This window comes from Halopseudomonas sp. MFKK-1 (genome assembly GCF_027474385.1).
In the GTDB taxonomy this organism is placed as follows: Bacteria; Pseudomonadota; Gammaproteobacteria; order Pseudomonadales; family Pseudomonadaceae; genus Halopseudomonas; species Halopseudomonas aestusnigri.
Genome location: NZ_CP114836.1, coordinates 2,445,274 through 2,471,190, shown reverse-complemented (window position 1 = coordinate 2,471,190; position 25,917 = coordinate 2,445,274). Strand labels below are relative to the sequence as shown.

The following is a 25,917-nucleotide window of genomic DNA, read 5'->3' as shown; positions in this document are numbered from 1 at the left end:
CAGTCTGACGCGAACACGCTGGAACAGTGCGTTGAATAGGCCTTATCGCCCAACCGGAGGCACCTTGCACATCAAATTGCTGACGCCAGATTTGCAACATCCATGGGTTCTCATCCGTGCAGAGCCTGTTATCATGCCCGGCCCAAGGGATGAATTGACGACGCCAGACAGCCTGTGACTGCGATGGCGTACCTGGCAAAGGCAAAGGCCTGCGAACCTATGATCAAGAAGATTCTGGTTGTCTGTGTCGGCAACATCTGCCGCAGCCCTACGGCTGAGGCGCTGCTGCAGCAAAAGCTCGCCGGCAAAGGCATCACCGTCAGTTCTGCCGGGCTGGGAGCACTCGTGGACAAACCGGTAGATGCCTCAGCCGCACAGGTGATGGCCGCCGCCGGCCTCACGCTGCCAGAGCACAGGGCCCGTCAAGTCACCCCCGAGATGCTGCACGCGGCGGATCTGATCCTGGCCATGGAACAGCGTCACCTGCAAAAACTCCACAGCCTGGCACCCGAGACCCGCGGCAAGGCGCTGCTGATCGGCAAATGGCTGGACAATGCTGAAGTACCAGACCCCTATCGTCAGCAACTGCCCGCGTTCGAGCACGTTTTCAAGGTACTCGACAAGGCAACGACTGCCTGGTTGCGCTATCTTTAATCGCCCTACACCCTTCGCCCTACTCTGTCACGGAACCTGATTGTTGATGCAGAACAGCACCCCCGCCGCCGCACAAAACAACCAAGACGAAATCGACTTGCTGGCCCTGCTGGGCGCTCTGATCGATCACAAGCTGACCATCATCATCTGCACACTGGTGTTTGCGTTCGTCGGTATTGCCTACGCGCTGCTGGCAACGCCTATCTACCGGGCCGATGCGGTAATCCAGATTGAAGAGAAATCCAGCGGGCTCGGTGGTCTGCTTGGCGATGCCGGTGCCGCCGACATGTTCGCCAGTACCAGCGCCGCTGCGACCGAAATCGAACTGCTGAAGTCACGCAAGGTGATTGGTCAGACCGTCGAAAATCTCAAGCTGGATGTGGTAGCCGAACCCAAGCTGTACCCGGTGATCGGCTCATATTTCTACCGTCGTTACAGCCCGACGGAACAACAGCCGGTTGCTGACGCCCTGCTGGGCATGGACAGCTACGCCTGGGGCGGGGAAAAGCTGGATATCTTTCAGCTTGAGGTGCCCGCAGCCTGGGAAGGCAAGCAGCTTATCCTGCGGGCGGGGGCTGAGGGACAGTTCGCGCTGCTCAATGGTGAAGATGAGCTGCTGCTCGAGGGGCAAGTCGGTACCCGGATAGAAGAACAGGGCTTTCGCGTCCAGATCGCCAAGCTGATTGCCAATCCCGGGACCGAGTTTCTGGTCACCAAGCGCAACAGTCTGAGCACCACCCTCGCCTATCAGCGTGACATCGGCGTCAGTGAAAAGGGTCGCGACTCCGGTATTCTTCTGCTGAACCTGGAAAGTCCGCGCCCGGCCGATGCAGCCCGGATTCTTGATGAAGTCAGCCGCCTGTATGTGCTGCAAAACGTCCAGCGAAAATCCGCAGAGGCCCAGCAAAGCCTCGACTTCCTGAAGGAGCAGCTGCCCACCGTCCGACGCCAGCTCGAAGCAGCCGAGCAGGCGCTGAATGCCTATCAGGCCAAAGCCGGATCGGTCGACATCACCCTCGAGACCCAGGCGGTTCTGGATCAGGTGGTTGAGCTGGACACCTCCATCTCGGAGCTGCAGCTCAAGCGCTCGGAAATGGAGCGCCGCTTCACTCGCCAGCACCCCAGCTATCAGGCGCTGATGGAACAGCTCAATCAGTTGAACAGCCGCCGTAATGCGCTGGTTGACCGTGTCGGCGATCTGCCTGCTACCCAGCAAGAGCTGCTGCGCCTGTCGCGGGATGTGAAGGTCAGTACCGAAATCTATACCGCGATGCTCAACACCTCGCAGGAGCTGGATGTGGTGCGCGCAGGCACGGTTGGTAACGTCCGGATCATTGACGATGCGGTGGTCGATACCAGCCAGCCGGTCAAGCCGAAGAAAGCGCTGATCGTCGTTCTGGCAACCCTGTTGGGTGGCATGCTGGGCGTTGCCATTGCCCTGCTGCGCCACGCACTGAATCGCGGCATCGAAAACCCGGAGCTGCTGGAGCAGATAGGCCTGCCTGTTTACGCGTCCGTCCCGTTCAGCAAGGATCAGCAGCAGATCGAGCGCAATGCCAAAGGCAAGACCATCACCCAGAACTCGCAACTGCTGGCAGCTACCAACCCGGCAGACCTCTCCATTGAGGCCCTGCGCAGCCTGCGCACCAGCCTGCATTTCGCCATGATGGAAGCACGCAACAATATTCTGATGATCTCGGGCCCCAGCCCCAGTGTCGGCAAGTCGTTCATCTCCACCAACCTGGCTGCCATTGTCGCCCAGGCCGGTCAGAAGGTGGTACTGATCGACGGTGACATGCGCAAGGGCTACGCCCACAAGCTGATGAGCCTGCCGGCGGAACCCGGGCTGTCGAACCTGCTGGTCAATACCCACACCTTGGCCGACGCCTTGCAGAAGAGTGAAGTACCCAACCTGCACTTCATTCCGCGCGGCCAGATTCCGCCGAATCCGTCCGAACTGCTGATGCATGTGAACTTCGAATCACTGCTGAAGCAATTGAGTGGCATGTATGACCTCGTGATCGTCGACACGCCACCGATTCTGGCTGTGACCGACGCTGCTCTGGTTGGCCGCCTGGCCGGCACCAGCCTGATTGTTTCGCGCTTTGGCCTCAACCCGGTGAAGGAAGTGGAGCAAACCCTGCAACGCTTCCGCAACAATGGTGTCGAGATCAAAGGGGCGATTTTCAACGCAGTCGAGAAGAAAGCCTCGGCCTATGGCTACGGCAATTACGGCTATTACCAGTACGAGTACAAGTCGGACAAAAAGTAACGCAGTACTGTACGCGCCGGCATCGTGACGTATACTCGATGCCAGCGAAAGCAACCTATTCGGGAACAAACATGAAGCACAAGATCATTTCAGGAGTCACTCTCAGCCTGCTGCTTGGTGCCGGCGCCGCACAGGCACAATCGCTCTGGTACAAGCCCTGGAGCTGGTTTCAGCCGCAACCGCCCAAGATTCAGGACCTGCCGCGCCCTCCTGCTTCCATGCCGCCGGCCAATATCGCCGAACAGCCCGAGCCTCAAGGCGGATTTTCCAATCTTGGCGGCTGGACCCTGGGTGTGACGGCAGCCATTGGCGCTGGTGCAGCACTGGGTTCTTCCGGGGGCGGTTCCGACAGCACCAGTGGTACAACCGGCTCTACCGGTACCAACTGACAACCGGGTTGGGCTCACGCCTGCCCAACCACAGTAGCAAACGGCCTGCACTTCCCTTGCCAAGGTCATTGCGTATAATCAGGTGGGCACGCGCTCACGGACTCAAGGAGATACCCATGAAAACGCAACTGGTTTCAGTTATTGCTGCGGGCCTGCTGATTGCTTCCAGCGTCACATATGCCCAATCAGAGGATGATACTACTCAACAGGTCAACGATCCGACCGTGACCCAGAACGGCGACACCCTGCCTGACGCCCAAGGGGGCCTGGGTGGAATGGGTGGTGCAGCTCTCGGTGTTGGCCTGGCTGCCGGTGCTGCAGCTGCAGCCGGTTCTTCTGGCGGCAGCTCCGATGGCGCAGGCGGAACCGGCACCACCGGCTCCAACTGAACATCGGCTTTTGAAGCAATCGAAGCCATCTGACCCTTAACATCAGATGGCTTTTTGTTCTGTACCGACAACAACGCGAATAAGATCAAACCTATGAACCGCTTTCCTCTCGCCGCACTGAGCCTCTCAGCCCTGTTTCTGCAAGCCTGCATGTTCTCTCCCGGCATGCACATGGATACCGACAGACTGCTGGCCGAAGACTCCGCCGAGGAAAGTTTGGTCGAAATGGTCCAGATCACGCCCAAGGTGCTGACCCAGGAACAGGCCGTACAGCCCAACCGTCAGGTACCGGCAGCCCTGCTGGATTACACCCCGGACAACTATCGTCTCGGCCCGAACGACGGCCTGTTCATCACCGTTTGGGATCACCCCGAACTGACAGTTCCGGGCGGCCAGCAACAGGCCACCGAGGCCAACGCCCGCGTCGTGAGGGACGACGGCACCCTGTTCTACCCGTTCATCGGTAGCGTCCAGGTTGCCGGCGTGACTCAGGAAGAGCTGCGCAAGGTCATTACCCAACGGCTCGCCCGGTACATCGAACAGCCCCAGGTCGACATCAACATCATTGGCTATAACAGCCAGAAGGTAACGCTTAGCGGCGCCTTCATGCAGCCCGGCTTCCGCGCCATTACCTCGCAGCCGCTGACGCTGCTGCAGGCTATCGGTGAGGCCGGTATCGACAGCGAGCGCGCCGACCTGTCTCGCCTGAATCTGATCCGCGACGGCCAGGTATTTACACTGGACTACGACTACCTGACCAGCCATCCCAGTGACATCGGCAACATCTATCTCAAAGCCGGTGACAAGTTGCATCTGGGGCTCAACGATGCACGCAAGGTCTTTGTGATGGGTGAAGTAGCACGGCCGACCGCGCTGTCCTACAGCACCAGCCGCATGACCCTCAGCGAGGTTCTGGCAACTGTCGGCGGCCCCTCCCCCGCAACGTCCAGCGGCCGCGAGGTCTACGTTATCCGTGGTGTCGAAAACCTGGAAACCGAGAAAGCGACCATCTTCCAGCTGAACGCCCAATCGCCATCCGCCTTTATTCTGGCCGACCAGTTCGAAATGCGGCCCCAGGACGTGGTATTCGTTGGCGCCGCCGGCATCACACGCTGGAATCGCTTCGTCAGCCAGCTGTTCCCGAGCGCCAATATCATCGGTACCGCCGTTCGGGTGGGTAGCGACTACGACGATCTGCGTAACGACAACTGACAGGTCTGACAGTGACGATCTCACTACGGACCGGTGCGGTGCTGTGCGGGCTGTTAATGCTGACAGCCTGCAACTCGTTGACGTCAGACACCATCAGCTCCTTTCGACTGCTGTTTGACGAAGACCGTAATCGCATACCGGCGGAGCGGGTAAACGATCCCCGCGCAGACACCCTGCTGGTGTCCACCGCCAGTGCTCAGGGACTGTTTATTGCGCCGCCCGGTAGCCACGGCCAGATTCAGTGGCGAGGTGTGACCGAACAGCTTGAGACCGATAACGGCCGCATTACCCAGCTGGTTGGCATGGACGTCGAAGTTCTGGTTCCGCTCGCAGCCAACGATCCATTCCGCAGTGGCCTGATTGGCGTAGCCGACGGTACCCGCATCAGCCGGCTGGTAGATCTGCCGCTGACCTATCAAACCGGCCTGCACCAGGAAGCGGTCTACTATCGCGGCCCCCTTGAGGCAATCGGTCAGCAATCGTTGCAACGTATCGACGAACATATCCGAATGGAGCAGATTGGTTTCCAGACAACCAATTACTACTGGCTCGACCCGGAGACCGGCCGCGTGCGCCGCAGCATCCAGAATCCGGCACCCGGCCTGCCAACGTTTGACTTGCTGTTTACCCACCAACCGGCTCGGGGCAAGCAACCTTGAAACGGCTGACACTTCCGCTGCTTGCGCTGATCGCTGCGCTGTACGTCGCACCGCTGATGGCCAGCAACCTGATGGTTGAGGGGCAGGTTCAGACTCCCGGAGAGTACGCCTGGCGGGACGGATTACGCCTGCTGGATCTGACAACGTCAGCCGGCGTCAGCGTTAACAGCTGGCCATTGGGTGCCGCATTGCTGCGTGAGAGCGCGGAGCCGGAACAACGCAAACTCAAGGCGGGCGTTCTGTTCGACCTGGGCACCGCCCGGGTCAAGGCCGCGACCATAGGCGACAATTCCCTCACGGATCTGCTTTCCGATCTGCAGGAGCAGGTACTGCGAATGCCGATAACCGGCAGAATCCAGGCCGAGATGAATCCGCTGAAGCAGCGCCTGGCTCGCTACAATCCGCTGCTTGAGCCTGGCGATCATCTGGTCTACCCGGCAAATCCCGGCACGATCAAGGTTACCGGAGCGGTCACTGCGACCTGCACTCTGGACTTTGTATCGGGCTTGCGTCCCCAACGATATATCGATCAGTGCCCACGTCACTGGGTAGCAAACCCCGACGAGATCTATTTGATACAACCGGACGGGGCTGTTACCCGTCTGGGTGTTGCATCATGGAACAGCGAAGATGCCTGGCTCGCAGAGGGCGGCATGATCTATGTCCCCTTGCGCGCGGCGCTGTTCAGTGACAGCGGAAATACCTTCAATAACGAGATGGCAGCCTTGCTTGCAACCCAGTACACCGGTGTAGAGGCTTCCGCAGACCATGAGTAACCTGCTTCGTCGACTGGCCACCGTATCCACGCTACCGTTGCTGGCCGCCGGAGCCAGCTGCGCACTGGCCAGTGAGAACCCGCGCTACCGCACTACCCAGCACGACTTTGGCGGTGTCGGTCTGCTGCAAACGCCCACTGCACGCATGGCACCAGCAGGCGAGTTCAGCTTCAATGCCAACCGCACCTCGCCCTACTCACGCTACAGCATTTCGGTGCAACCGCTACCGTGGCTGGAAAGTACCATCCGCTATATCGCGATCAGCAACATTAATTATGGCGACGAGGGTTTCAGCGACCAGAGCCTGAAAGACAAGGCAATCGATGCCAAGTTTCGACTCTGGCAAGAGAGTCGCTGGCTGCCGCAGGTTGCTCTGGGTTTTCGCGACATCGGCGGTACCGGCCTGTTCTCGAGTGAATTCATCGTCGCCAACAAACGCTTCTACGACCTGGATTTCAGTCTTGGCGTAGCCTGGGGCTACATCGGGAACCGCGGTGACTTCGGCAATCCCCTGTCGCTGATCAGCGACAGTTTTGATGATCGTGCCCGCAACGACGACCCCGGCGGCACGTTGAATACCAGCAGCTATTTCAGTGGTCGCCCCGCATTGTTCGGCGGTATCGAGTACCAGACGCCGTGGGACAACGTGCGGTTGAAACTGGAGGTTGAGGGTAACGATTACCAGTCGGAACCGTTCCGTAACAACCAGGCGCAGGACCACCCGGTCAACCTGGGGGTGCTCTACAGCCTGGGCAGCAATGTTGACCTGACGGCAGCCTGGGAGCGCGGCAATACGGCCATGTTCGGCATTACCCTGCGCTCCAACGTCAAGTCCGTACAACGCCCACCCAAGTTGCTGGACCCGGCTCCCGAACCCCGCCGCCCGCTTCCTGCAGGCGTCAGTGGCGCGGATGTCGACTGGGCCAATATCAGCCAGAGGCTGGAAGATAACGCCGGGATCGCGGTTGAGAGCATCGCCGTCAACGGTGATGAGGTAGTCATTACCGGCCAACAGACTACCTATCCCAGCGATGCGGAGGGTATGAGTCGAGCCGCCCGGGTGCTGGATAACAGTCTGGGAGAAGGCAGCTACGACTGGTACACGCTGGTACACAAGCCCTACGGCATGGCGCTGAACCAGACCAGCGTGAATGCGCAGACACTGCGTGAATACGAACGTTTCGAAACAGACCGTCGTGCTTTGCGTTATGGCATGGAGAACGCGGTTCCGTCGGTACGCCAGGGTGGCGAGGTGTACAACGGTGAGCTTGATCGAGCCAACGCAGGCCTGGCACTCGGCTACCGGCAGAACGTGGGCGGCCCGGACAGTTTCATCCTCTACCAGTTCCTGCTGCGTGCCAACGGTCAGTTCTACTTCGACCGCAACAAATGGCTTGATGGCACAGTGGGCATCAACCTGCTGAACAACTATGACAAGTTCGAATACGACGGTCCAAGCAACCTGCCGCGTGTTCGTACGGACCTGCGCCAGTACCTGACGAGCTCCGACGTTCAGCTGAACCGTCTGCAATATACGCAGACCGAGCAAATCAATCGGGACTGGTTCGGCATGGCGTATGCCGGTTTGCTGGAAGACATGTACGGCGGCATTGGCGCTGAGGTGCTCTATCGGCCGCATGGTGTAGATTGGGCGGTTGGCGTAGACGTCAACTGGGTCAAGCAGCGTGGCTACAGACAGGACTTCAGCTTCCGTGATTATTCGACGCTGACAGGCCATGTCACCGGCTACCTGCGCACCGGTTTCCATGACGTGCTGATCAAAGGCAGCGTAGGTCGTTATCTGGCCGGGGACATTGGCGGTACCATTGATCTGTCCAGACGCTTCCGCAACGGCTTCGAGTTTGGTGGCTGGGCAACCTTTACCGACGTATCCAAGGAAGAGTTTGGCGAAGGCAGCTTCGACAAGGGTGTTTACCTCAGGGTGCCTTTCGACGCCTTTTTCCTGAGTTCGACCAAATCCGTGGGTACGCTCAGCTGGAACCCGCTGACCCGAGATGGTGGCGCCAAGCTTTGGCGTAACTATGAACTCTACCGTCTGACTCAAGACCGGGATCTGGACCGTTTCGACAATAGCTTTCAGAATCTGACACGCTGACCATGAAGCTGCTCATCGAGCGCCTGATGGTGCGCTACAGCCTGTGGTTCAAACTGACATTCTTTGCACTGCTCGCATTGGGCCTGTACCTGGGCATGCGCCCAACACCGCCCCCCACAGCCTATGCCTGGCAGGCCTCCGGTTATCACGCCGGAGGCATTTTTGCCCTGACCCTGCTCAGCTTTGCAGCCTTTCCACGCTGGCGCTGGTGGTTCCGCGCCGGCTTTATGAGCCTGGTCGGACTAGCTGTTGAACTGGTCCAGTCACTTCACCCCACCCGCTCCCCCGACTGGGGAGACATTCTGGCAAACAGCTCCGGGCTGGTGGCCGGGCTACTGCTGATCGCAGCCTGGCTGATGTTGACCCGGCAGGTTCGATCTTAGCCACCTCACCCATTCGAGCCATGCTCGAGCCAAAAACACTATTTGCATCACATCTTCTGAATTCATCGTCAGGACTTCCAGCTTCCCGCTGCTAAGGTTCCCATTGGAACAACGACAAGGAAGATCAATGTCCCGCGACCACTTCAGCCCCCGATTCGATCGCACCCATCTCTGGCAAGGCTGGCAGCGCCCCGGCGCTCAGCCCGAACGTCAGATCCCCTATGATGTCCAACTGATTACCCTGAAACTGGCCGATGCCATTCCGCAAAGCAGCCAGCGCACCATCAGTCACGCCATCAGGGACTACCCGCAGGCCCAGCGGGCACTGCAGCGACGTCAGCAACTGGAAGAAGTACTGCAGCAAGGCAAGGGTTGCTGCCTGCTGCAGCACCCGTTGATGGCTGCCGAGCTGACCGAGGCGCTGGAGCTGCACAACCGCAAGCGCTACAAGCTGATCGCCTGGTGCATCATGCCCAACCACGCCCACATCCTGCTCGAACCGACCTACTCGATGCCGCGCATCGTCCAGGCCTGGAAAACAGCTACGACTCGCTGGATGCTGATGCACAAGGAAGAGCTGCAACTGCCAACACCCGGGCGCATGCTGTGGATGCGCGACTACTGGGATCGCTACATTCCGGACGCACGGGAAATAGCGCCCGCCATCCGCCAGGTCCACAACAGCCCGGTCGCAGCCGGACTGTGCACTCAGCCTGCCGAGTGGCGCTGGTCGAGTCTGTCCGCCAAGATGAACTGAACAACCCTGTTGCGCGAAACCTGATGGTATCCTTCAGGCCCGCTCAACCGTTTCAGGAACCGCCATGCAGGCCAGTGACCAACAGCAGCTCGTAGACGCACTCATCCCGCTCAGTCGTGCGGCCGGCAGGCTGATCATGGATATCTACCACAGCGATTTTGCCGTGCGGGGCAAGGCGGATGCCTCTCCGGTCACAGAAGCCGACGAAAAGGCCGAAGCCATTATTCTTGAGGGGTTGGCCGCCCTGCCATTGTCCTTTCCGGTGGTGGCAGAAGAAGCCTGTGCAGCCGGCAACATCCCTGATGTCGACGACTGCTTCTGGCTGGTCGACCCGCTGGACGGTACCCGTGAGTTCGTCAACCGCAACGGCGAATTTACCGTCAACATTGCCCTGATTGAGCACGGACGTCCGATACTGGGGGTGGTTCTGGCTCCGGCCCTGGATCAGTTGTACACCGGCTCACTGGCCGGGGGGGCGTTTTACCAGGACAGTAGCGGGCGACACGCGATTCGGGTGCGCCAGCCTGCCGCTGATGGCATGGACGTTCTGGCCAGCCGCTCTCACGGCGATGCAGACGCACTCCAGCGGCTGCTGGCCGGCCGCCCCGTTCGTAACCTGATCAACGCAGGCTCGTCACTGAAACTGTGCCTGATCGCTGCGGGCAAGGCAGACCTGTATCCGAGACAGGGACGCACCATGGAGTGGGATATTGCAGCGGGTCATGCCGTACTCGCGGCCGCTGGCGGCCAGATCCAGACGTTCGATGGCGCACCGCTGCTCTATGGCAAACCCGGTTTCGAGAACCCGCATTTTGTTGCCAGCGGTGGCCTGCCGTTCTTCTGAGAACGATCCGATATCGATTTGCGCCAAGAGACACACAAGGCAGTGCCGGCTTGAGCCTCGCCCCGGCGGCGCTCATAATGCTCGGCCCGCCCTATAGCTCACCTCGCAGGCCCGATGCATGTTCCGCTGGTTCGAAAAACGTCTTGACCCCTTTCCCACCGAAGAGCTGAGCGAACCACCGCGCCGGCTGCTGCCATTTTGCCTGCACTTCACCCGTGGAGCCTGGCCTTACATCATTCTCGCCTCGCTGCTGATGGCCTGCATTGCCATTGCCGAGGTCTGGCTGTTCGGCTTTCTGGGCAGCATTGTTGACTGGCTTTCAGTCCAGAACCGCGACACCTTCCTGCAAACAGAAGGCTGGAAGCTGGCGGGCATGGCCTTTATGGTGCTGGTCGCACTGCCGGCGTTGATCTTCGTCAACAGCCTGATGACGCACCAGACGCTGATGGGCAACTATCCAATGCGCATCCGCTGGCTGGTCCACCGCTACCTGCTCCGGCAGTCGATGGCGTTCTACCAGGACGAGTTTGCCGGCCGCATCGCAACCAAGCTGATGCAGACCGCATTGGCCGTGCGCGAATGCGTGATCAAGCTGATCGACGTGCTGAACTACATCTGCGTCTACTTTATCGGCACCCTGCTGCTGGTTGGCAACGCCGACTGGCGTCTGATGCTGCCTCTGCTGGGATGGCTGGTAGGGTATGTATTACTGATGCGGCACTATATCCCGATTCTCGGCCGCGTCGCCGAAGCCCAGGCCGATGCGCGCTCGGTGATGACCGGCCGAATTGTTGACAGCTACACCAATATCCAGACGGTCAAGCTGTTCTCCCATGCCCGCCGCGAATCCGCCTATGCCCGCGAAGGCATGGACGGCTTCATGACCACCGTTTACACCCAGATGCGGCTGGTCACCACCCTCTATACCCTGCTCTACCTGCTCAATGCCCTGTTGCTGCTGGGCGTCGCCGGGCTGGCGCTGTGGCTCTGGGTGCAAGGCAGTATCAGCGTCGGCGCCGTGGCCGTCGCCGTTGGCCTAGTGCTGCGCCTGTGGGGTATGTCGCAGTGGATCATGTGGGAACTGTCGGCGCTGTTTGAAAACATCGGTACCGTGCAGGATGGCATCAGTTCAATCTCACGCCCGCAGCTTGTCGAGGACGTGCCACAGGCGCCGGCGCTGCGGGTAACGCAGGGCGATATCCGTTTCGAGTCCGTGGAGTTTCACTATGGCAAGGGCGGCGGCGTGATGGATCACCTCAACCTGCATATCCGTCCTGGCGAGAAGATCGGCCTGGTTGGCCGCTCCGGCGCTGGCAAATCGACCCTGGTCAACCTGCTGCTGCGCTTCTATGACGTTGAAGGCGGGCGCATTCTGATTGATGGCCAGAATATTGCCGAGGTCAGGCAGGACAGTCTGCGTGAGCAGATCGGCATGGTCACCCAGGACACCTCGCTGCTGCATCGCTCTGTGCGCGACAACATCCTCTACGGTCGTCCCGACGCCGATGAGCAATTGATGCTGCAGGCAGCCCGAGACGCCGAAGCAGATCAGTTCATCGCAACGCTGGAGGATGCACAGGGTCGTCGCGGCTTCGACGCCCACGTTGGCGAGCGGGGCGTCAAACTGTCCGGCGGTCAGCGCCAACGCATCGCCATCGCCCGGGTCATGCTCAAGGACGCGCCCATCCTGATTCTGGATGAAGCCACCTCGGCACTGGACTCCGACGTAGAGGCCGCCATCCAGCAGAACCTGAACCGGCTGATGGACGGCAAGACCGTCATCGCCATCGCTCACCGCCTGTCCACCATCGCGCAGATGGATCGACTGGTGGTGATGGAGCAAGGCAGGATCATCGAACAGGGCTCCCATACCGAACTGCTGGCACAGGGTGGCGTTTACGCCCGTCTGTGGGCGCGCCAATCCGGCGGATTCATCGGCGAAGACCTGGAAGAAACCGGCGAGCCGGCCTGAACCTTGCACTTATCCGCCGTCATCAAGCCAGATGATGCCGCCCGCACGGGCGGCTATCAGGGTCTAGAATCACGGAGCAGATCAATAACAACAAGGAAGATCGCAAATGAAGTCTCCCATGCGGGCTCTGGCCCTGGCCGGGCTGTTCAGCCTGGCTCCTCTGGCGCTCGCCACCAGCTACTCAAGCCCTGAAGTCATCGTTGCCCCCTCCCCGTTCAAGGGCGTCCACGGCCTGGCCGTCGACAAGCAGGGCCGCCTGCTTGCCGGCAGCGTGGTCGGCAACAGCATCTACCAGGTTGATATCGACAACGGCAGCGTGAGCACCCTGATCGGCCCGGACGACGGCCAGGCCGACGACATCGCCATCGGCCCCAACGGCGAGATGGCCTGGACCGGTTTCTATACCGGCAAAGTCATGTACCGGGAGAATGACGACGCTCCGATCCAGGTGCTCGCAAGCGATCTGCCCGGCATCAACTCGCTAGACTTCAACGACGAAACCGGCGCGCTCTACGCCAGTCAGGTATTTCTCGGCGATGCCCTGTGGGAGATCGACCGCACCGGCCAGCAACCACCCAGACTGATCGCCAAGGACATGGGCGGCTTCAATGGCTTCGAAGTCGGAGCCGACGGCTGGCTGTATGGCCCGCTCTGGTTCAAGGGCCAGGTGGTACGCATCAACCCGGAAGATGGCGAGATCAAGGTCATCTCCAGCGACTTCAAGACCCCGGCTGCAGCCAACTTCGACTCCAAGGGCAACCTCTACGCCATCGATACCTTCAGCGGGCAACTCAAACAGGTTGACCAGCGCAGCGGCGAAACCCGTGTGATCGCCCAGCTGGACAGCGCACTGGATAATCTGGCGCTGGACGCGCAGGACAACATCTACGTGTCCAACATGGCCAACAACCGCATCACCCGGGTCAACCCGCAGACCGGCGAGGCCCGGCAGATTGTCGGCGGCGAACTGGCGGTTCCGGCCGGGCTGACCCTGAGCGAAGACGGCAAGACCCTGTATATCGCCGACGTTTTCGCACTGCGTGCGATCGACACCGCCAGTGGCAAGGTGACCGACCTACGCCGGGCCCACGGTTCCGACGCCGAGTACCCGATCAATGTCGGCCTCGGCAAAGAGCGCCTGCTGGTCACCAGCTTCTCGACCGGCACCCTGCAACTGATCAGCCGCGCCGACAACAGCACGCTGGCGATGGTCCATCAGCTCAATGCCCCGTCGGCGGCCGTTGAGTTGGATGATGGCAGTATCCTGGTCAGCGAAATGGGCACCGGCAAGCTGCTGAGGCTGTCGGGGGCTGATCTTGGCGAGCGCATCGACGTCCTCAACGGGCTGCAAGGCCCCGTGCAGATGATCCGGGCGCGTGACGGCATGGTCTATCTGACGCAAATGAGCGGCGTCCTGAGCCGCTTCAACCCTGCCACGGGTGAACTGACCAGCGTAGCCGAAGGCCTGCGTCTGCCGGAGGGGCTTGCCGAGCTGCCGGATGGCCACCTCCTGGTAGCCGAGCCGAGCGCCCAGCGCCTGGTAACCATCAACCCCCAAACCGGTGAGAGCACAATCGCTGCCGAGCAGCTGCCGATAGGCCTCAAACCCGGGCCCGGGATGCCTCCGACCGGTATTCCAACGGCTCTGGCGGCGGATGCACAGGGGCGCGTATACTTCGCCTCCGACATCGACAACGGCCTCTATCGACTAACCCCTCAGTGATAGAGCGGGTCGATGCAAAGACAGCAGCGACCCGCCCTCGATAGTGAAAACGGACCCTTTCCTGTCAGGGGGAGCGGAATTATCTACCGCTTCCCGTGGTCATTCCATTTGTGCATATTGAAATGGCTGTAAACAGGAGACATTCCGATGCCTTCCACTTTCAAGAATCTGTTCCTGCCTGCGCTGCTTGCAGGCGTCACCGCTTTATCCCCTCTGGCTCACGCTGAATCTCCCCGTAACCTCGGCTGGATCGAGCATGGCGTCATCGAGCCGGCCGACATGACCGTCAAGTTCAAGCTCGATACCGGTGCACTCACCTCCTCCATGCACGCCGAGGATATTGAGCGCTTCGAGCGCGACGGTCAGCAGTGGGTGCGTTTCAAGGTCACCCTGGAAGACCTGAAATCAGACCGTCTGATCAGCGAAACCTTTGAGCGACCTCTGGAGCGCGATCTTCGCGTGCGCGGTGCCGGCGGTTCGGAACAGCGTCCGGTCGTGCGCATGGATGTGTGTGTTGCCGGCGAACGTCTGAATGAAGAGTTTTCCCTGCGCGACCGCAGCAATATGCATTACCCGGTTCTGCTGGGACGTCGTACTCTGGACCGACTGGGCAACGTAGACAGCTCGCGTACCTTCACCACCTCTCCCGATTGCACAACCGGCAATGCATGACGCCTCTGAGCAGGATCTCGACAGTCGCTACGAGCTGGCCTGCCAGTTGGCACGCGAGGCGGCTCAGCGCGGTCTGACCCTCTATCGCCAGCGCGATCAGCTGGCGGTAGAGCACAAGGGCGGCTTTAACCAGGATATGGTCAGCGCTGCCGACCGCGAACTCGAAGACCTCATCCGTGCGCAGCTGATGGCCGCGTTCCCCGAGGACGGCTTTGTTGGCGAGGAAACCGGCGCCGAGCGACTCAATGCACGCTGTGTTTGGGTGGTTGACCCCATTGACGGCACCGCCTGCTTTCTCCACGGCCTGCACAACTGGTGCGTGTCCATCGGCCTGCTGGTCGATGGCGTACCGACCATTGGCGTCGTAGCAGACCCAAATCACGACGAGGTGTTTCATGGCGGTCGCGGTTTCGGTGCCTGGGTCAACGCGCAACCGATGCGGGTCAGCGATGCCACAGACCTGCATGCCGGATTACTGGGTGTAGGTACCTTCTACGCAGACGGAAAGCAGCACTTCATGCCGTTCCTGGGCAAACTGCTGGACGCAGGAGGGATGTTCCTGCGCAACGGCTCGGGCGCACTGATGACCGCCTACGTCGCCGCCGGGCGGCTGCTGGGTTACTACGAGACCCGTCTGAAAAGCTGGGATTGTGTTGCCGGCCTGGCCCTGCTGGCTGAATCCGGCGGGCGCAGCAACAACTTCCTGCGCGGCGAAGGGCTACTCAAGGGCAACCCCTACCTGGTCGCCTGCCCCGGCGTATACGATCAGGTCGCCGGGATGATTGGCCCGTCCCTTGAGGCCGACTAGGCCATCAGACGGGTTGTTCTGCCAGCCCCAGACCTGCATCACCCAGGCGAGCCTGCTCCACTCGATTGCGGCCGTGCGCCTTGCCCCGGTAAAGCGCGCGATCGGCACGGGCAATGGCACTGCTGAAGCTTTCCCGGTCATTTAACTGACTGATACCCGCACAGAGCGTGACCTGCAGGCCCGGCTTCAGATCAGTCCATTCCAGCGCCTGCACCGCAGCCCGAATCCGCTCTGCGGCTACAAGGGCCTGCTCCGGATCGGTTTCCGGCAGTACCGCGAGAAACTCCTCGCCACCCCAGCGGCCGACAAAGTCCTGTTCACGTGCCTGATCACGCAATAGCAGCGCAACCCGCTGCAGCACCCGATCTCCCAGTTCATGACCATACTGGTCGTTAATGTCCTTGAAATGATCAAGGTCCATCAGCATCAGCGTCAGCTTCCCCTGTTGACGCTGTTCCCGGGCAAGCAGCTTTTCGGTCAGGTCAACCATATGCCGCCGATTGAACAGGCCGGTCAATGGGTCGGTGGTCGCCATGCGTGCCAGTCGCCGGTGCGCCCGGGTCACCGTCACCACGTAATACATGGTCAGGTAGGCAAACATCAGGAAAACGGTCGTGAAGTTAAAGATATTGACGGACAACAGCGCGTTGGGCGAGATCGGCTGCAGTGGCTCAATAAACCACATCAACACATACAGACCGACGTAATAGCCCCACAGGCAGACCGCCAGAGTCCAGGCGCTGCGCTGGCGCATGGTGGCAAACAGCGCCGGAATGAACATCAGCAGGAAATAATGGAAACCGCTGTCCCAGCCAACCAGCACCGTTCCCAGTGCCGCATGCACCAGCACTTCGGTGCGGATCAGCATGATAGCCAGGCGGTTGCGACGATCGCGGAAAGCACGATAGGCCCAAACGTACATGCCGACGCTGATCACGTTGATCCAGGCCAGAATCGGAGAACCAAGCCAAAGGAAGATAAAAAAGAAACAGATGTCGACCGTGCCGGCCAACTGGCAACAACGCATGGACAAGGCCCAGAACTCGGGACGTTGCTCACTGCGGTGCATATCCGCGCTGTTTTTATTTGACATGCCTGGATGTTCGCTCCTGAACCCGCTGGCAGAACGCAAAATGCGTAAGCCTCCGCATTGTAGGTGCCACATCACAGACCGCCAACCTAAACAGGCATCAAAAATCGTAATCAAGCCTTCAAGGAACACCGCTTAGGGCTCGACTGCGAACAATGATGGCCAAAACAAACAGGCCGCCCGGAGGCGGCCTTTAGACCTACTGCTCAGCCATTGCTGGGGAACGCAAACTGCGCCGCCTCATGACTGGCGCGCTTGGGCCAGCGCTGCGTGATTGCCTTGCGGCGGGTATAGAAACGCACCCCGTCCGGGCCATAGGCGTGCAGATCACCAAACAGCGAGCGCTTCCAGCCGCCAAAGCTGTGATAGGCGACCGGCACCGGCAGCGGTACGTTGACGCCGACCATACCGACTTCGATCTCATCACAGAACAGACGCGCAGACTCACCGTCACGGGTGAAGATACATGTGCCGTTACCGTACTCGTGATCGTTGATCAGTTGCATGGCCTCTTCCAGGCTGTTCACGCGCACGACGCACAGCACCGGACCAAATATCTCCTCCTGATAGATGCGCATTTCAGGGGTGACGCGATCAAACAGGCAACCACCGAGGAAGAAGCCCTGTTCGTGGCCATCGATGCTCAGCCCGCGACCATCGACCACCAGCTCGGCGCCGGCTTTCACACCGTCTTCAACGTAGCCGGTGACCTTATCCAGATGCTGCCCGGTCACCAGCGGCCCCATATCCAGACCGCAGGTAGTGCCTGGACCGACCTTCAGCGCCTTGATCTGGGGTACCAGTTTCTCGACCAGTGCGTCGGCAATCTGATCACCTACACAAACCGCCACTGAAATGGCCATGCAGCGCTCGCCGCAGGAGCCGTAGGCAGCCCCCATCAATGCGCTGACCGCGTTGTCCAGATCCGCATCGGGCATCAGCACCGCGTGATTTTTGGCGCCGCCGAGCGCCTGCACGCGCTTGCCGCGCCTGGTACCTTCAGCGTAGATATATTCGGCAATCGGGGTCGAACCGACAAAACTCAGCGCCTTGACCTCAGGCGCGGCGATCAGCGCATCGACCGCCTGCTTGTCGCCATGGACGACGTTCAGTACCCCCTTGGGCAGACCGGCCTGGTGCAGCAATTCGGCAATGAACAAGGTGGACGTCGGATCACGCTCGGACGGCTTGAGAATGAAGCAGTTGCCGCAGACGATGGCCAGCGGATACATCCACAGCGGCACCATGGCCGGGAAGTTGAACGGGGTGATACCGGCCACCACGCCGACCGGCTGAAAGTCGCTCCAGGCGTCGATATCCGGGCCGACGTTGCGGCTGTATTCGCCCTTGAGAACCTCCGGGGCGGCGCAGGCGTATTCGACGTTCTCGATACCGCGCTTGAGTTCGCCAATGGCGTCCTCGATGGTCTTGCCGTGCTCGGCACTGATCATTTCTGCGATGGCGTTTTCATTCTCTTCCAGCAATTGCTTGAAGCGGAACATGATCTGCGCACGCTTGGCCGCCGGCGTACGTCGCCAGGCCGGGAAGGCAGCCTTGGCCGAATCAATGGCCTGCTGGATGACGGACTCATCGGCCAGCGGTACCTGACCGCTGACCGCGCCAGTGGACGGGTTGAACACGTCGGCACTGCGGCCGCTGCCAGCCACCGGATGGCCGTCGATCAAATGGGTAATATTGGTCATCATCTACTCCTGGGAAACATGGCGTTGCCCGCTGTGCAGGCAGCCGAAAAAGTCAGTCAAGCGTGCTCAGCACGCTGCCCACGGCATCAAACAGGCGGTCCAGATCCTCAGGCCGCGCATTGAAAGTCGGTCCAAACTGCAGGGTATCGCCACCAAAGCGAACATAAAAGCCTGCCTTCCAGAGCGCCATACCCGCTTCAAAGGGGCGAATGATCGGGTCGGTGCCACGCGGCGCCAGCTGAATGGCTCCCGCCAGTCCGCAGTTACGGATATCCAGTACATGGTTCACGCCCTGCAGGCCGTGCAATGTGCGCTCGAAGTGTGGTGCCAGCTCGGAAGCCTGTTGCACCAGCGCGTCGTCTTCAAGCAGTTTCAGGGTGGCCAGACCGGCAGCGCAGGCCACCGGATGCGCCGAATAGGTGTAGCCGTGACCGAACTCGACCGCGTGCTCCGGGGCATTCTGTTGCATGAAGGTGTTGTAGATCTCGCTAGTTGCAACCACCGCCCCCATTGGAATGGCGCCGTTGGTGATCTGCTTGGCCAGGTTCATGATGTCCGGGGTGACGCCAAAGTACTCGGCGCCGGTCCAGCAGCCCAGGCGACCAAAACCGGTGATGACCTCGTCAAAAATCAGCAGAATGTCATGCTGGTCGCAAATTTCGCGCAGACGCTGCAGGTAGCCCTTGGGCGGTACGATGGCACCCGCCGAGCCTGACATCGGCTCGACGATGACCGCCGCGATATTGGAGGCGTCATGCAGCTCGATCAGCTTGAGCATCTCGTTGGCCAGCTCGACACCGCCGGTCTCGGCCATTCCGCGGGTAAACGCCATCCCCGGCTGCAGGGTATGCGGCAGATGATCGGCCTCCATCAACTGACCGAACATTTTGCGATTACCACCAATGCCGCCCAGACTGGTGCCGGCGATGTTGACACCATGGTAGCCACGGGCGCGACCAATCATCCGCGCCTTGTTCGGCTGGCCCTTCAAGCGCCAGTAGGCACGCGCCATTTTTACCGCCGTATCGGCACACTCGGACCCGGAGTTGGTAAAGAACACATGATTCAAGTCACCCGGCAGTTTGGCAGCGATCTGTTCAGCGAGCTGGAACGACATCGGGTGGCCAAACTGGAAACCCGGTGAGTAATCCATCGTCCCCAACTGTTGGGCGACCGCCTGCTGGATCTCGCTGCGCGAGTGTCCGGCACCGCAGGTCCAGAGGCCAGACAGGCTGTCGTAGACCTGCCGTCCGTCGGCATCGGTCAGCCAGCTGCCTTTCGCAGCAACGATCAGGCGCGGGTCACGATGGAAGTTGCGGTTGGCCGAAAACGGCATCCAGTGCGCATCCAGCTTGAGCTGGCCGGCGATCTGTTGGGTGCTTTGGTCTTGCATGCTGGTGCCTCACGAAAAGTCGGCAAAGGGCGCGTCTACGCCGGTGTTTTCAATGGCTATACGGTGCCACAGCAAAAGGTATGATAAAACATGACTTTTCATACCTTCAGTTTGGAAATAACTAAACAATGAAATCCCGCCGCCCTGCCCCCTTTGCCCAGCTCTCGGATATTGATTTGCGCCTGCTGCGGGTGTTTCGTACGGTCGTCGAATGCGGCGGCTTTTCGGTCGCCGAAAGCGTGCTGGGTATCGGCCGCTCGGCGATCAGCCAGCAGATGAGCGACCTGGAGCAACGTCTGGGCCTGCGCCTGTGCCAGCGCGGGCGCGCGGGCTTTGCCATGACCGAGGACGGCCGCGAGGTCTATCAGGCCGCACTGCAATTGTTCTCGGCGGTGGAAAACTTCCGCACCGAGGTCAATGGTCTGCACCAGCACCTGCGCGGCGAATTGAACATCGGCCTGACCGACAACCTTGTCACCATGCCGCACATGCGGGTCACAGATGCGCTGGCACGTTTGAAAACCCGAGGGCCGGACGTGCGCATACAGATCAGCATGTCCGCTCCGGGCCAGGTCGAACAGGGCGTACTGGATGGTCGCCTGCACGTTGGTGTGATTCCGCAGGTCGGCGCGCTGTCAGGGCTTGAGTACCAGCCGCTGTACAGCGAGCGCGCCGAACTCTATTGCGCTGCCGGCCACCCCCTGTTTGCACTGGAGGACAGCAAGCTGACGCTGGAAGAACTGCGCCGCCACGATGCCATCTCGCCCAGCTTTCGCGTTCCGGCCGAGGTTCAGCAACAGTTTCAGGCCCTGCGCTGTACCGCCACAGCCTCCGACCGCGAGGGCATTGCCTTCCTGCTGCTGACCGGGCATTACATCGGCTACCTGCCGGACCACTATGCGGCCCAATGGGTTGCCAGTGGGCGCATGCGCGCACTCGATCCCACTCGCTATCACTACGACCTGGTGCTGTCTGCAGTCACTCGCAAGGGCAGACGCCGCCATCTGGTACTGGAAAGCTTCCTCGAGGCGCTGGCAGGCACTCCTATCTCCAACTGACCATTTCCGAGACAGCGAAAAAGCTTGACTCCTTTAAGATGATGGTCGACATTTAATTTAAATTAAAGTCGTCATTTAAAAAGGAGTTCCGCCATGAACAGCTCTCATGCCAGCACCGCACCATCATCTGCGATCGATAGCGCCTGTCGCGCATTCAGCGTGCCGCAGCGCATTCGGGCAAGCAGCCTGGAGCGCGCGCTTCTCTCCCAGGCTCAGCACGGCACCTTCCCCTACGCTGATGGCGACATCTCCGTCTGGAACATGGGTCTCGGCCCGCGCGTGCTGCTGGTACACGGCTGGGACAGCCGCGGCTCACACCTGGCGGCCTTCGTCGACCCGCTGCTGCGCGCTGGCTTTGCAGTCACCCTCTTCGACCTGCCAGCGCATGGTGATTCCGGTGGAAGTCTCAGCAGCCCGGTGCACGCCGGACGCGCTCTGGCCGCGCTGGCAGAACACCTTGGCCCAATCCACGGCGTGATTGCTCATTCGCTGGGCTCGGCAGCCAGCCTTTGGGCCTTTGCCCACGGGCTGAGTGTCAACGCCAGCGTGCACCTGTGCGGTCCTTCCTCGCTCAGCCCCATGCTGCAATTGCAGGCGCTGGGGCATGGACTTACAGCCGAAGAACAGCGCGAATTCAGCACGTGGGTGGAGCAGCATATCGGCATCCCGCCGGCGGAGATGAACCTGCAGGCGCTCAAGCACGGGCTGCGGCACCCGGCGCTGATCATGCACGATCCGACCGACCGTGTGGTGCCCTTCATCGCCTCGGCTGACCTGCACCGCCATTGGGCCGACTCCGAACTGGTCGAGCTGGAAGGTCTGGGGCACCGCAGAATCCTGACCGACCCGCAGGTGATTGCACGCAGCTGTGCGCTACTGAGCAGCACCCACAAAGCCGGAGCCCAGGCATGAGGACCTCGACCCGCACGCTGGTACTGCTGTCCGGGCTGGCGGCTGTCGGCACACTGTCGACCACCATCATTCTGCCCTCCTTCCCGGCGATGGCCGCCTCGCTGAATGCCGCCCCGGCCGACATGGCGCTGACGTTGAGCAGCTTCTTTCTGGTGTTTGCTGTCGGACAACTGCTGGTAGGGCCGCTTTCCGACCGCTACGGTCGTCGGCCGCTGATTCTCGGTGGTCTGACGCTGTTTGTGCTTGGCAGCCTGCTCGGCGCTGGCGCAACCGACCTGAGCACCATGGTGGCCGCCAGGGTGATTCAGGCAGCCGGTGTGTGCGCTGCATCGGTACTGGCGCGAGCGGTGGCACGCGACCTGTATGACGGCCCGCTGCTGGCAAAGGCCTTGGCTTTCATTATGGTTGCCATGGCCGCCGCACCGGGCTTCTCGCCCTTGATAGGTAGCGTGATAGACAGTCAGTTTGGCTGGCGCACCAGCTTTGTACTGGTCGCCGCAGCGGGTTCGGCGCTGATCCTGAGCTACAGCCTGTTGCTGAATGAAACCCATGCGCCTTCAGCACGCTTGAAGATGACTGTAGCCGGTACGGCAACGGCTTATCTGCAGTTGCTTGGGGACCGCCGGTTTGCTCTTCCGGCACTGTCAGTCAGCCTGGTAATCGGCGGACTCTATGCGTTCTTCGCGTCCGCGCCAGCCATCATGATACGCGGGATGGGCTACAGCAGCCTGCAGCTCGGCGTGTTCTTTGCCGCGACGGTGTTGGTGGTTTTCAGCGCGGGAATACTGGCTCCGCGACTGGCCCAGCGATGGGGCGCCATTCCAGTTGTGATTATTGGCAGTCTGCTTGCGCTGTCAGGTGGCGTGTCGCAGGTACTGCTGCATGAAGGCCAGGATCTGCTGCAATTTTGCCTGGCAATCTGTCTGTTTCTGGCCGGTATGGGCGTGATCAACCCGCTGGGCACCGCAGTAACCCTGCAGCCCTTCGCCGAGCAGGCGGGGCTGGCATCATCGTTATTGGGCTTTCTGCAGATGACTGTCGCCGCCATCGGCACCGGCCTGATCAGTGCCATTGCCCTGCCACCGTCACTGACGTTGGGCCTGCTGCTGAGCGCAGCCGCGCTGTGCTCGCTGGGTGGATTCTTGCTGTATTCCGCACACCGCGAGCCACAAATGGCATGAGGCACCCGGGCAAACGCCACCGTCGATTCCTGGTGACGTTTGCTCGGTCGACCCCGGTTCAACCTGCGTTAGCTGGCGGCCGGCTCAGCGAAGTCGATCGGCAGCAGCAAGCAAAGCCTGCTCGGTAGCCTCCCAACCCAGACAACCATCGGTGATGGATACGCCGTAACGCAGCTCACCGGACAGTGCCTGACAACCGTCAAACAGATGGCTTTCCAGCATCACGCCACGCAGGCTGAGGTCGCCCGCAGCGCGCTGGGCAACCACATCAGCCAGTACCTCTGGCTGACGCAGCGGATCCTTGCCGCTGTTGGCGTGACTGCAATCGACCACCAGCGAGGCCGGCATGCCCAGGCGCTCGAGCTCTGCTCGCACCCTCGCTACGGCTTCGGCCTGGTAATTCGGGCCGCCATGACCGCCACGCAGCACAATATGCGTATCAGCATTGCCGGTCGTTTCAACCAGCGCCGGCCGGCCATGCATGTCCATGCCGAAATGCTGATGCGGATGCCGGGCGGATCGCATGGCATCACAGGCAACCGCCACACTGCCGTCGGTCCCGTTCTTGAAGCCAACCGGCAGGTGTAACCCGCTGACCATCTCCCGGTGAATCTGCGACTCGCTGGTACGCGCACCAACGCAACCCCAGCTGAGCAGGTCATCAAGGTAGCTGGCGGCCAGCGGTTGCAGCAGCTCGGTTGCAATCGGCAGACCCAGCTCACTGATTGCCAGCATGGTGCGTCTGGAAAGCGCCAGACCGGCCGCCATGTCACCGCTGCCGTCGAGCTGCGGATCGTAGAGCATGCCCTTCCAGCCAACCGTGGTACGCGGTTTTTCGACGTAGGCACGCATGACCAGCAGCAGGCGATCAGCAACACGACGCTGCAACTGGGCCAGTCGCTCGGCGTATTCAAGCGCGGCGTCGGGGTCATGCAGGGAACACGGGCCGGTAATCACCAGCAGACGGTCATCCTTGCCATCAAGGATGTCACGAACAGCCTGGCGATGAGCGTTAATGGCCTCGGCCTGAGCGTCGCTCAGTGGCAGGCGTTCGCGCAGCTGAGCCGGTGTCGACAAGGTCTGGGTGCGGCGGGCGGCACTCTTGGTGGTCGGAGCAGCGCTGGCAAGTGCGGTTACAGTGGCAGTCATCTTTTGCTTCCTTAGCCGGGGCGGTCTTGCCGCCGCGGCGCTATCTTGGTGTTCGATCGAGTGAATGTCGTGAGGTCAGGGTGCCGAAGCAAAATCGCCAGCTGCAGTAAGAGCGCGGGTTGTAAGAGCGTTGTGCGTACATGGTCATTCCTCGAATCTGCAAAGCCAAATAAAAAACCCCGGTCGGGTAGCCGACCGGGGTTTCTTGATTCTCTGGTGGCGACCCGTCAATTCAGGGCGCCTGTGGGGTATCAGGCGCGCCTTTGGCTAAACCAATACCCAAAATAAAAGTAACCAACCGCCACGCGCGCAGAAGCGACAGCACGCAGGGCGCTGGCGACAACAATCTGGGCGGAACGGTGTGTCATGGCTTGATTACCTTTAAACAATAGCCCGACTCTAACGGATGAGTTGCGCAGGGCGCAACCCCCTTCCGCCTTCAATCATCGACGTTTAGGCGGTGCCAGACCGTCAGACGACGTCACTACCTGCCCTGTCGGCGGGCGTGACGGACGCTTGCCCGCCCTCGGCTTCTTCGACTTTGGCGCCGCCTTCTTACCATCCTTTTTACCGTCTTTCTTTTTCTTGCTGCCAACCGGCTTGCCCGAAGACTTGACCTTTTTAGGCCCCTTGAAACTGCCGGGCACTTCAGCCAGCAGACGACGCTCGAACTGGCGGCGCAGGTAGCGCTCGATGCTCGACATCAGGTTCCACTCGTGCGGGCTGACCAGCGAAATAGCCAGACCTTCGGCACCCGCACGGCCGGTGCGGCCAACCCGGTGCAGGTAGTCGTCGCCACTGCGCGGCATGTCAAAGTTGATGACCCGATCCAGCTCAACGATATCCAGACCACGGGCAGCAACGTCAGTCGCCACCAGAATACCGTTGGCGCTTTGCTTGAAGCGCTCCACCGCCAGATAGCGATCTTTCTGATCCTTCTCGCCGTGCAGCACGTAGACGCGCAGATCCAGAGCCCGCAGCACTCCGTTCAGGCGATCCGCCATGACCCGGGTATTGGTGAAGACGATGGTCTTGCCATCGCCCTGATTCTGCAACAGCCACTTGAGCATGGCTTCCTTGTGGGCGTTGTCGTCCGCAGGAATAACTTGCTGAGTGATACTCGGCGTGTCATCGCGTACGGAGTTCAGCTCAAGAATCTGCGGCTCGGAAAGAACCGAGTCGATCATGCGCTGCAGACCGCGATTACCCTTGGTGGCGGAAAACAGCATGGTCTGGCGCTCGCCCGGGCAGGCGTCAGCCAACTTGCCCACATCCTCGGCAAAGCCCATATCCAGCATGCGGTCCGCTTCATCCAGCACCAGAGTCTGCACACTGCCCAGATCCAGATTGCCCGCTGTCAGTTGCTCGAGCGCGCGTCCCGGAGTGGCCACCACAATGTCCGGATTCTTGCGCAGACGCGCCGCCTGGACGCGGAAGTCTTCGCCGCCGGTAACCTGCTCAGCCTTGATAAAGGTGAACCTGGCCAGCGCAGCAAAATCCTTCGACACCTGACGGGCCAGTTCGCGCGTGGGCACCAGGATCAGAGCGCGGGGCGCGAGCGGCTTGCTTTCGTCTGCCAGCAGCCGTTGCAGCATGGGCAGCACGAACGCGGCCGTCTTGCCGCTGCCGGTCTGGGCGATGACATAAAGGTCCTTGCCTTCAATGGCAGGCGGAATAGCTGCGGCCTGAACCTCGGTTGGTTGCTGAAAGGAAAGCTCGGCAAGCGCCTTGAGCAGACGCTCGTGCAGATCAAATTGGCTGAACAATGAAGTCACTCTGAAGTTCGGGAATTAACAGAGCCGAAG

At 60.6% G+C, this 25,917-nt stretch carries 23 protein-coding genes; 18 read left to right on the top strand and 5 right to left on the bottom strand.

What is annotated here, in order from left to right:
- Positions 1-219: 219 nt before the first annotated feature.
- From O5O48_RS11565 to O5O48_RS11495, 15 genes are all read left to right on the top strand, one after another.
- Positions 220-654, top strand: a complete 435-nt coding sequence (locus tag O5O48_RS11565; protein WP_088273935.1) for a low molecular weight protein-tyrosine-phosphatase — start codon at positions 220-222, stop codon at positions 652-654.
- A gap of 46 nt (positions 655-700) precedes the next feature.
- Positions 701-2,926: a polysaccharide biosynthesis tyrosine autokinase gene (locus O5O48_RS11560; RefSeq protein WP_269687072.1), complete on the top strand. Its 2,226-nt coding sequence runs from the start codon at positions 701-703 to the stop codon at positions 2,924-2,926.
- A 71-nt stretch (positions 2,927-2,997) separates the two neighbouring features.
- Positions 2,998-3,315 carry a hypothetical protein gene (locus O5O48_RS11555; protein ID WP_269687071.1) on the top strand — a complete coding sequence of 106 codons (318 nt, stop codon included), beginning with the start codon at positions 2,998-3,000 and terminating at the stop codon, positions 3,313-3,315.
- Between the two features lie 116 nt (positions 3,316-3,431).
- On the top strand, positions 3,432-3,704 hold the full coding sequence (locus O5O48_RS11550) for a hypothetical protein (RefSeq protein ID WP_269687070.1): 273 nt from the start codon (positions 3,432-3,434) through the stop codon (positions 3,702-3,704).
- Positions 3,705-3,797: 93 nt separating this feature from the next.
- The gene (locus tag O5O48_RS11545; protein ID WP_269687069.1) at positions 3,798-4,916 is read left to right on the top strand and encodes a polysaccharide biosynthesis/export family protein; all 1,119 of its coding nucleotides are present in this window, start codon (positions 3,798-3,800) and stop codon (positions 4,914-4,916) included.
- An 11-nt stretch (positions 4,917-4,927) separates the two neighbouring features.
- Positions 4,928-5,575 carry a YjbF family lipoprotein gene (locus O5O48_RS11540; protein WP_228246111.1) on the top strand — a complete coding sequence of 216 codons (648 nt, stop codon included), beginning with the start codon at positions 4,928-4,930 and terminating at the stop codon, positions 5,573-5,575.
- On the top strand, positions 5,572-6,351 hold the full coding sequence (locus O5O48_RS11535) for a capsule biosynthesis GfcC family protein (protein WP_269687068.1): 780 nt from the start codon (positions 5,572-5,574) through the stop codon (positions 6,349-6,351). The genes O5O48_RS11540 and O5O48_RS11535 overlap by 4 nt, the downstream gene beginning before the upstream one ends.
- Positions 6,344-8,467 (top strand): YjbH domain-containing protein, encoded by a 2,124-nt coding sequence (locus tag O5O48_RS11530; protein WP_269687067.1) that lies wholly within the window; start codon positions 6,344-6,346, stop codon positions 8,465-8,467. The genes O5O48_RS11535 and O5O48_RS11530 overlap by 8 nt, the downstream gene beginning before the upstream one ends.
- Positions 8,468-8,469: 2 nt before the next feature.
- Positions 8,470-8,850, top strand: a complete 381-nt coding sequence (locus O5O48_RS11525; protein ID WP_228246114.1) for a VanZ family protein — start codon at positions 8,470-8,472, stop codon at positions 8,848-8,850.
- A 127-nt stretch (positions 8,851-8,977) separates the two neighbouring features.
- Positions 8,978-9,607, top strand: coding sequence for a transposase (locus tag O5O48_RS11520; protein WP_269687066.1), 630 nt, complete (start codon positions 8,978-8,980; stop codon positions 9,605-9,607).
- A 64-nt stretch (positions 9,608-9,671) separates the two neighbouring features.
- On the top strand, positions 9,672-10,451 hold the full coding sequence (gene cysQ / locus O5O48_RS11515; protein WP_269687065.1) for a 3'(2'),5'-bisphosphate nucleotidase CysQ: 780 nt from the start codon (positions 9,672-9,674) through the stop codon (positions 10,449-10,451).
- Positions 10,452-10,569: 118 nt separating this feature from the next.
- A complete protein-coding gene (locus O5O48_RS11510) occupies positions 10,570-12,423 on the top strand; it encodes an ABC transporter ATP-binding protein (RefSeq protein ID WP_269687064.1) in 1,854 nt (617 codons plus the stop codon).
- 106 nt (positions 12,424-12,529) lie between these two features.
- Complete coding sequence (locus O5O48_RS11505) at positions 12,530-14,146, top strand: SMP-30/gluconolactonase/LRE family protein (protein WP_228246118.1); 1,617 nt, start codon at positions 12,530-12,532, stop codon at positions 14,144-14,146.
- A 147-nt stretch (positions 14,147-14,293) separates the two neighbouring features.
- The gene (rloA3, locus tag O5O48_RS11500; protein ID WP_228246119.1) at positions 14,294-14,818 is read left to right on the top strand and encodes a retropepsin-like aspartic peptidase RloA3; all 525 of its coding nucleotides are present in this window, start codon (positions 14,294-14,296) and stop codon (positions 14,816-14,818) included.
- Positions 14,811-15,626 (top strand): inositol monophosphatase family protein, encoded by an 816-nt coding sequence (locus tag O5O48_RS11495; protein ID WP_228246120.1) that lies wholly within the window; start codon positions 14,811-14,813, stop codon positions 15,624-15,626. Before rloA3 ends, O5O48_RS11495 begins: the two co-directional genes overlap by 8 nt.
- Positions 15,627-15,630: 4 nt before the next feature.
- Here the strand turns inward: O5O48_RS11495 and O5O48_RS11490 are convergent, their stop codons facing one another.
- The 3 genes from O5O48_RS11490 to O5O48_RS11480 form a co-directional block, all read right to left on the bottom strand.
- Positions 15,631-16,719, bottom strand: a complete 1,089-nt coding sequence (locus O5O48_RS11490) for a GGDEF domain-containing protein (protein WP_233048193.1) — start codon at positions 16,717-16,719, stop codon at positions 15,631-15,633.
- Between the two features lie 203 nt (positions 16,720-16,922).
- Positions 16,923-18,419, bottom strand: coding sequence for a CoA-acylating methylmalonate-semialdehyde dehydrogenase (locus O5O48_RS11485; protein WP_233048194.1), 1,497 nt, complete (start codon positions 18,417-18,419; stop codon positions 16,923-16,925).
- A 52-nt stretch (positions 18,420-18,471) separates the two neighbouring features.
- Positions 18,472-19,812, bottom strand: coding sequence for an aspartate aminotransferase family protein (locus O5O48_RS11480; RefSeq protein WP_269687063.1), 1,341 nt, complete (start codon positions 19,810-19,812; stop codon positions 18,472-18,474).
- Between the two features lie 128 nt (positions 19,813-19,940).
- Between O5O48_RS11480 and O5O48_RS11475 the strand changes: the two genes are divergently transcribed.
- The 3 genes from O5O48_RS11475 (at position 19,941) to O5O48_RS11465 (ending at position 22,963) form a co-directional block, all read left to right on the top strand.
- On the top strand, positions 19,941-20,870 hold the full coding sequence (locus tag O5O48_RS11475; protein ID WP_269687062.1) for a LysR family transcriptional regulator: 930 nt from the start codon (positions 19,941-19,943) through the stop codon (positions 20,868-20,870).
- A gap of 93 nt (positions 20,871-20,963) precedes the next feature.
- Positions 20,964-21,782, top strand: coding sequence for an alpha/beta hydrolase (locus tag O5O48_RS11470; RefSeq protein ID WP_269687061.1), 819 nt, complete (start codon positions 20,964-20,966; stop codon positions 21,780-21,782).
- Entirely contained in the window at positions 21,779-22,963 is a 1,185-nt protein-coding gene (locus O5O48_RS11465; protein ID WP_269687060.1) for a multidrug effflux MFS transporter, read from the top strand. The genes O5O48_RS11470 and O5O48_RS11465 overlap by 4 nt, the downstream gene beginning before the upstream one ends.
- Positions 22,964-23,047: 84 nt before the next feature.
- Here O5O48_RS11465 and O5O48_RS11460 read toward each other — a convergent pair whose 3' ends face one another.
- The gene (locus O5O48_RS11460; protein WP_269687059.1) at positions 23,048-24,112 is read right to left on the bottom strand and encodes a 3-deoxy-7-phosphoheptulonate synthase; all 1,065 of its coding nucleotides are present in this window, start codon (positions 24,110-24,112) and stop codon (positions 23,048-23,050) included.
- 443 nt (positions 24,113-24,555) lie between these two features.
- The gene (locus tag O5O48_RS11455; protein WP_088273717.1) at positions 24,556-25,878 is read right to left on the bottom strand and encodes a DEAD/DEAH box helicase; all 1,323 of its coding nucleotides are present in this window, start codon (positions 25,876-25,878) and stop codon (positions 24,556-24,558) included.
- Positions 25,879-25,917: the final 39 nt, after the last annotated feature.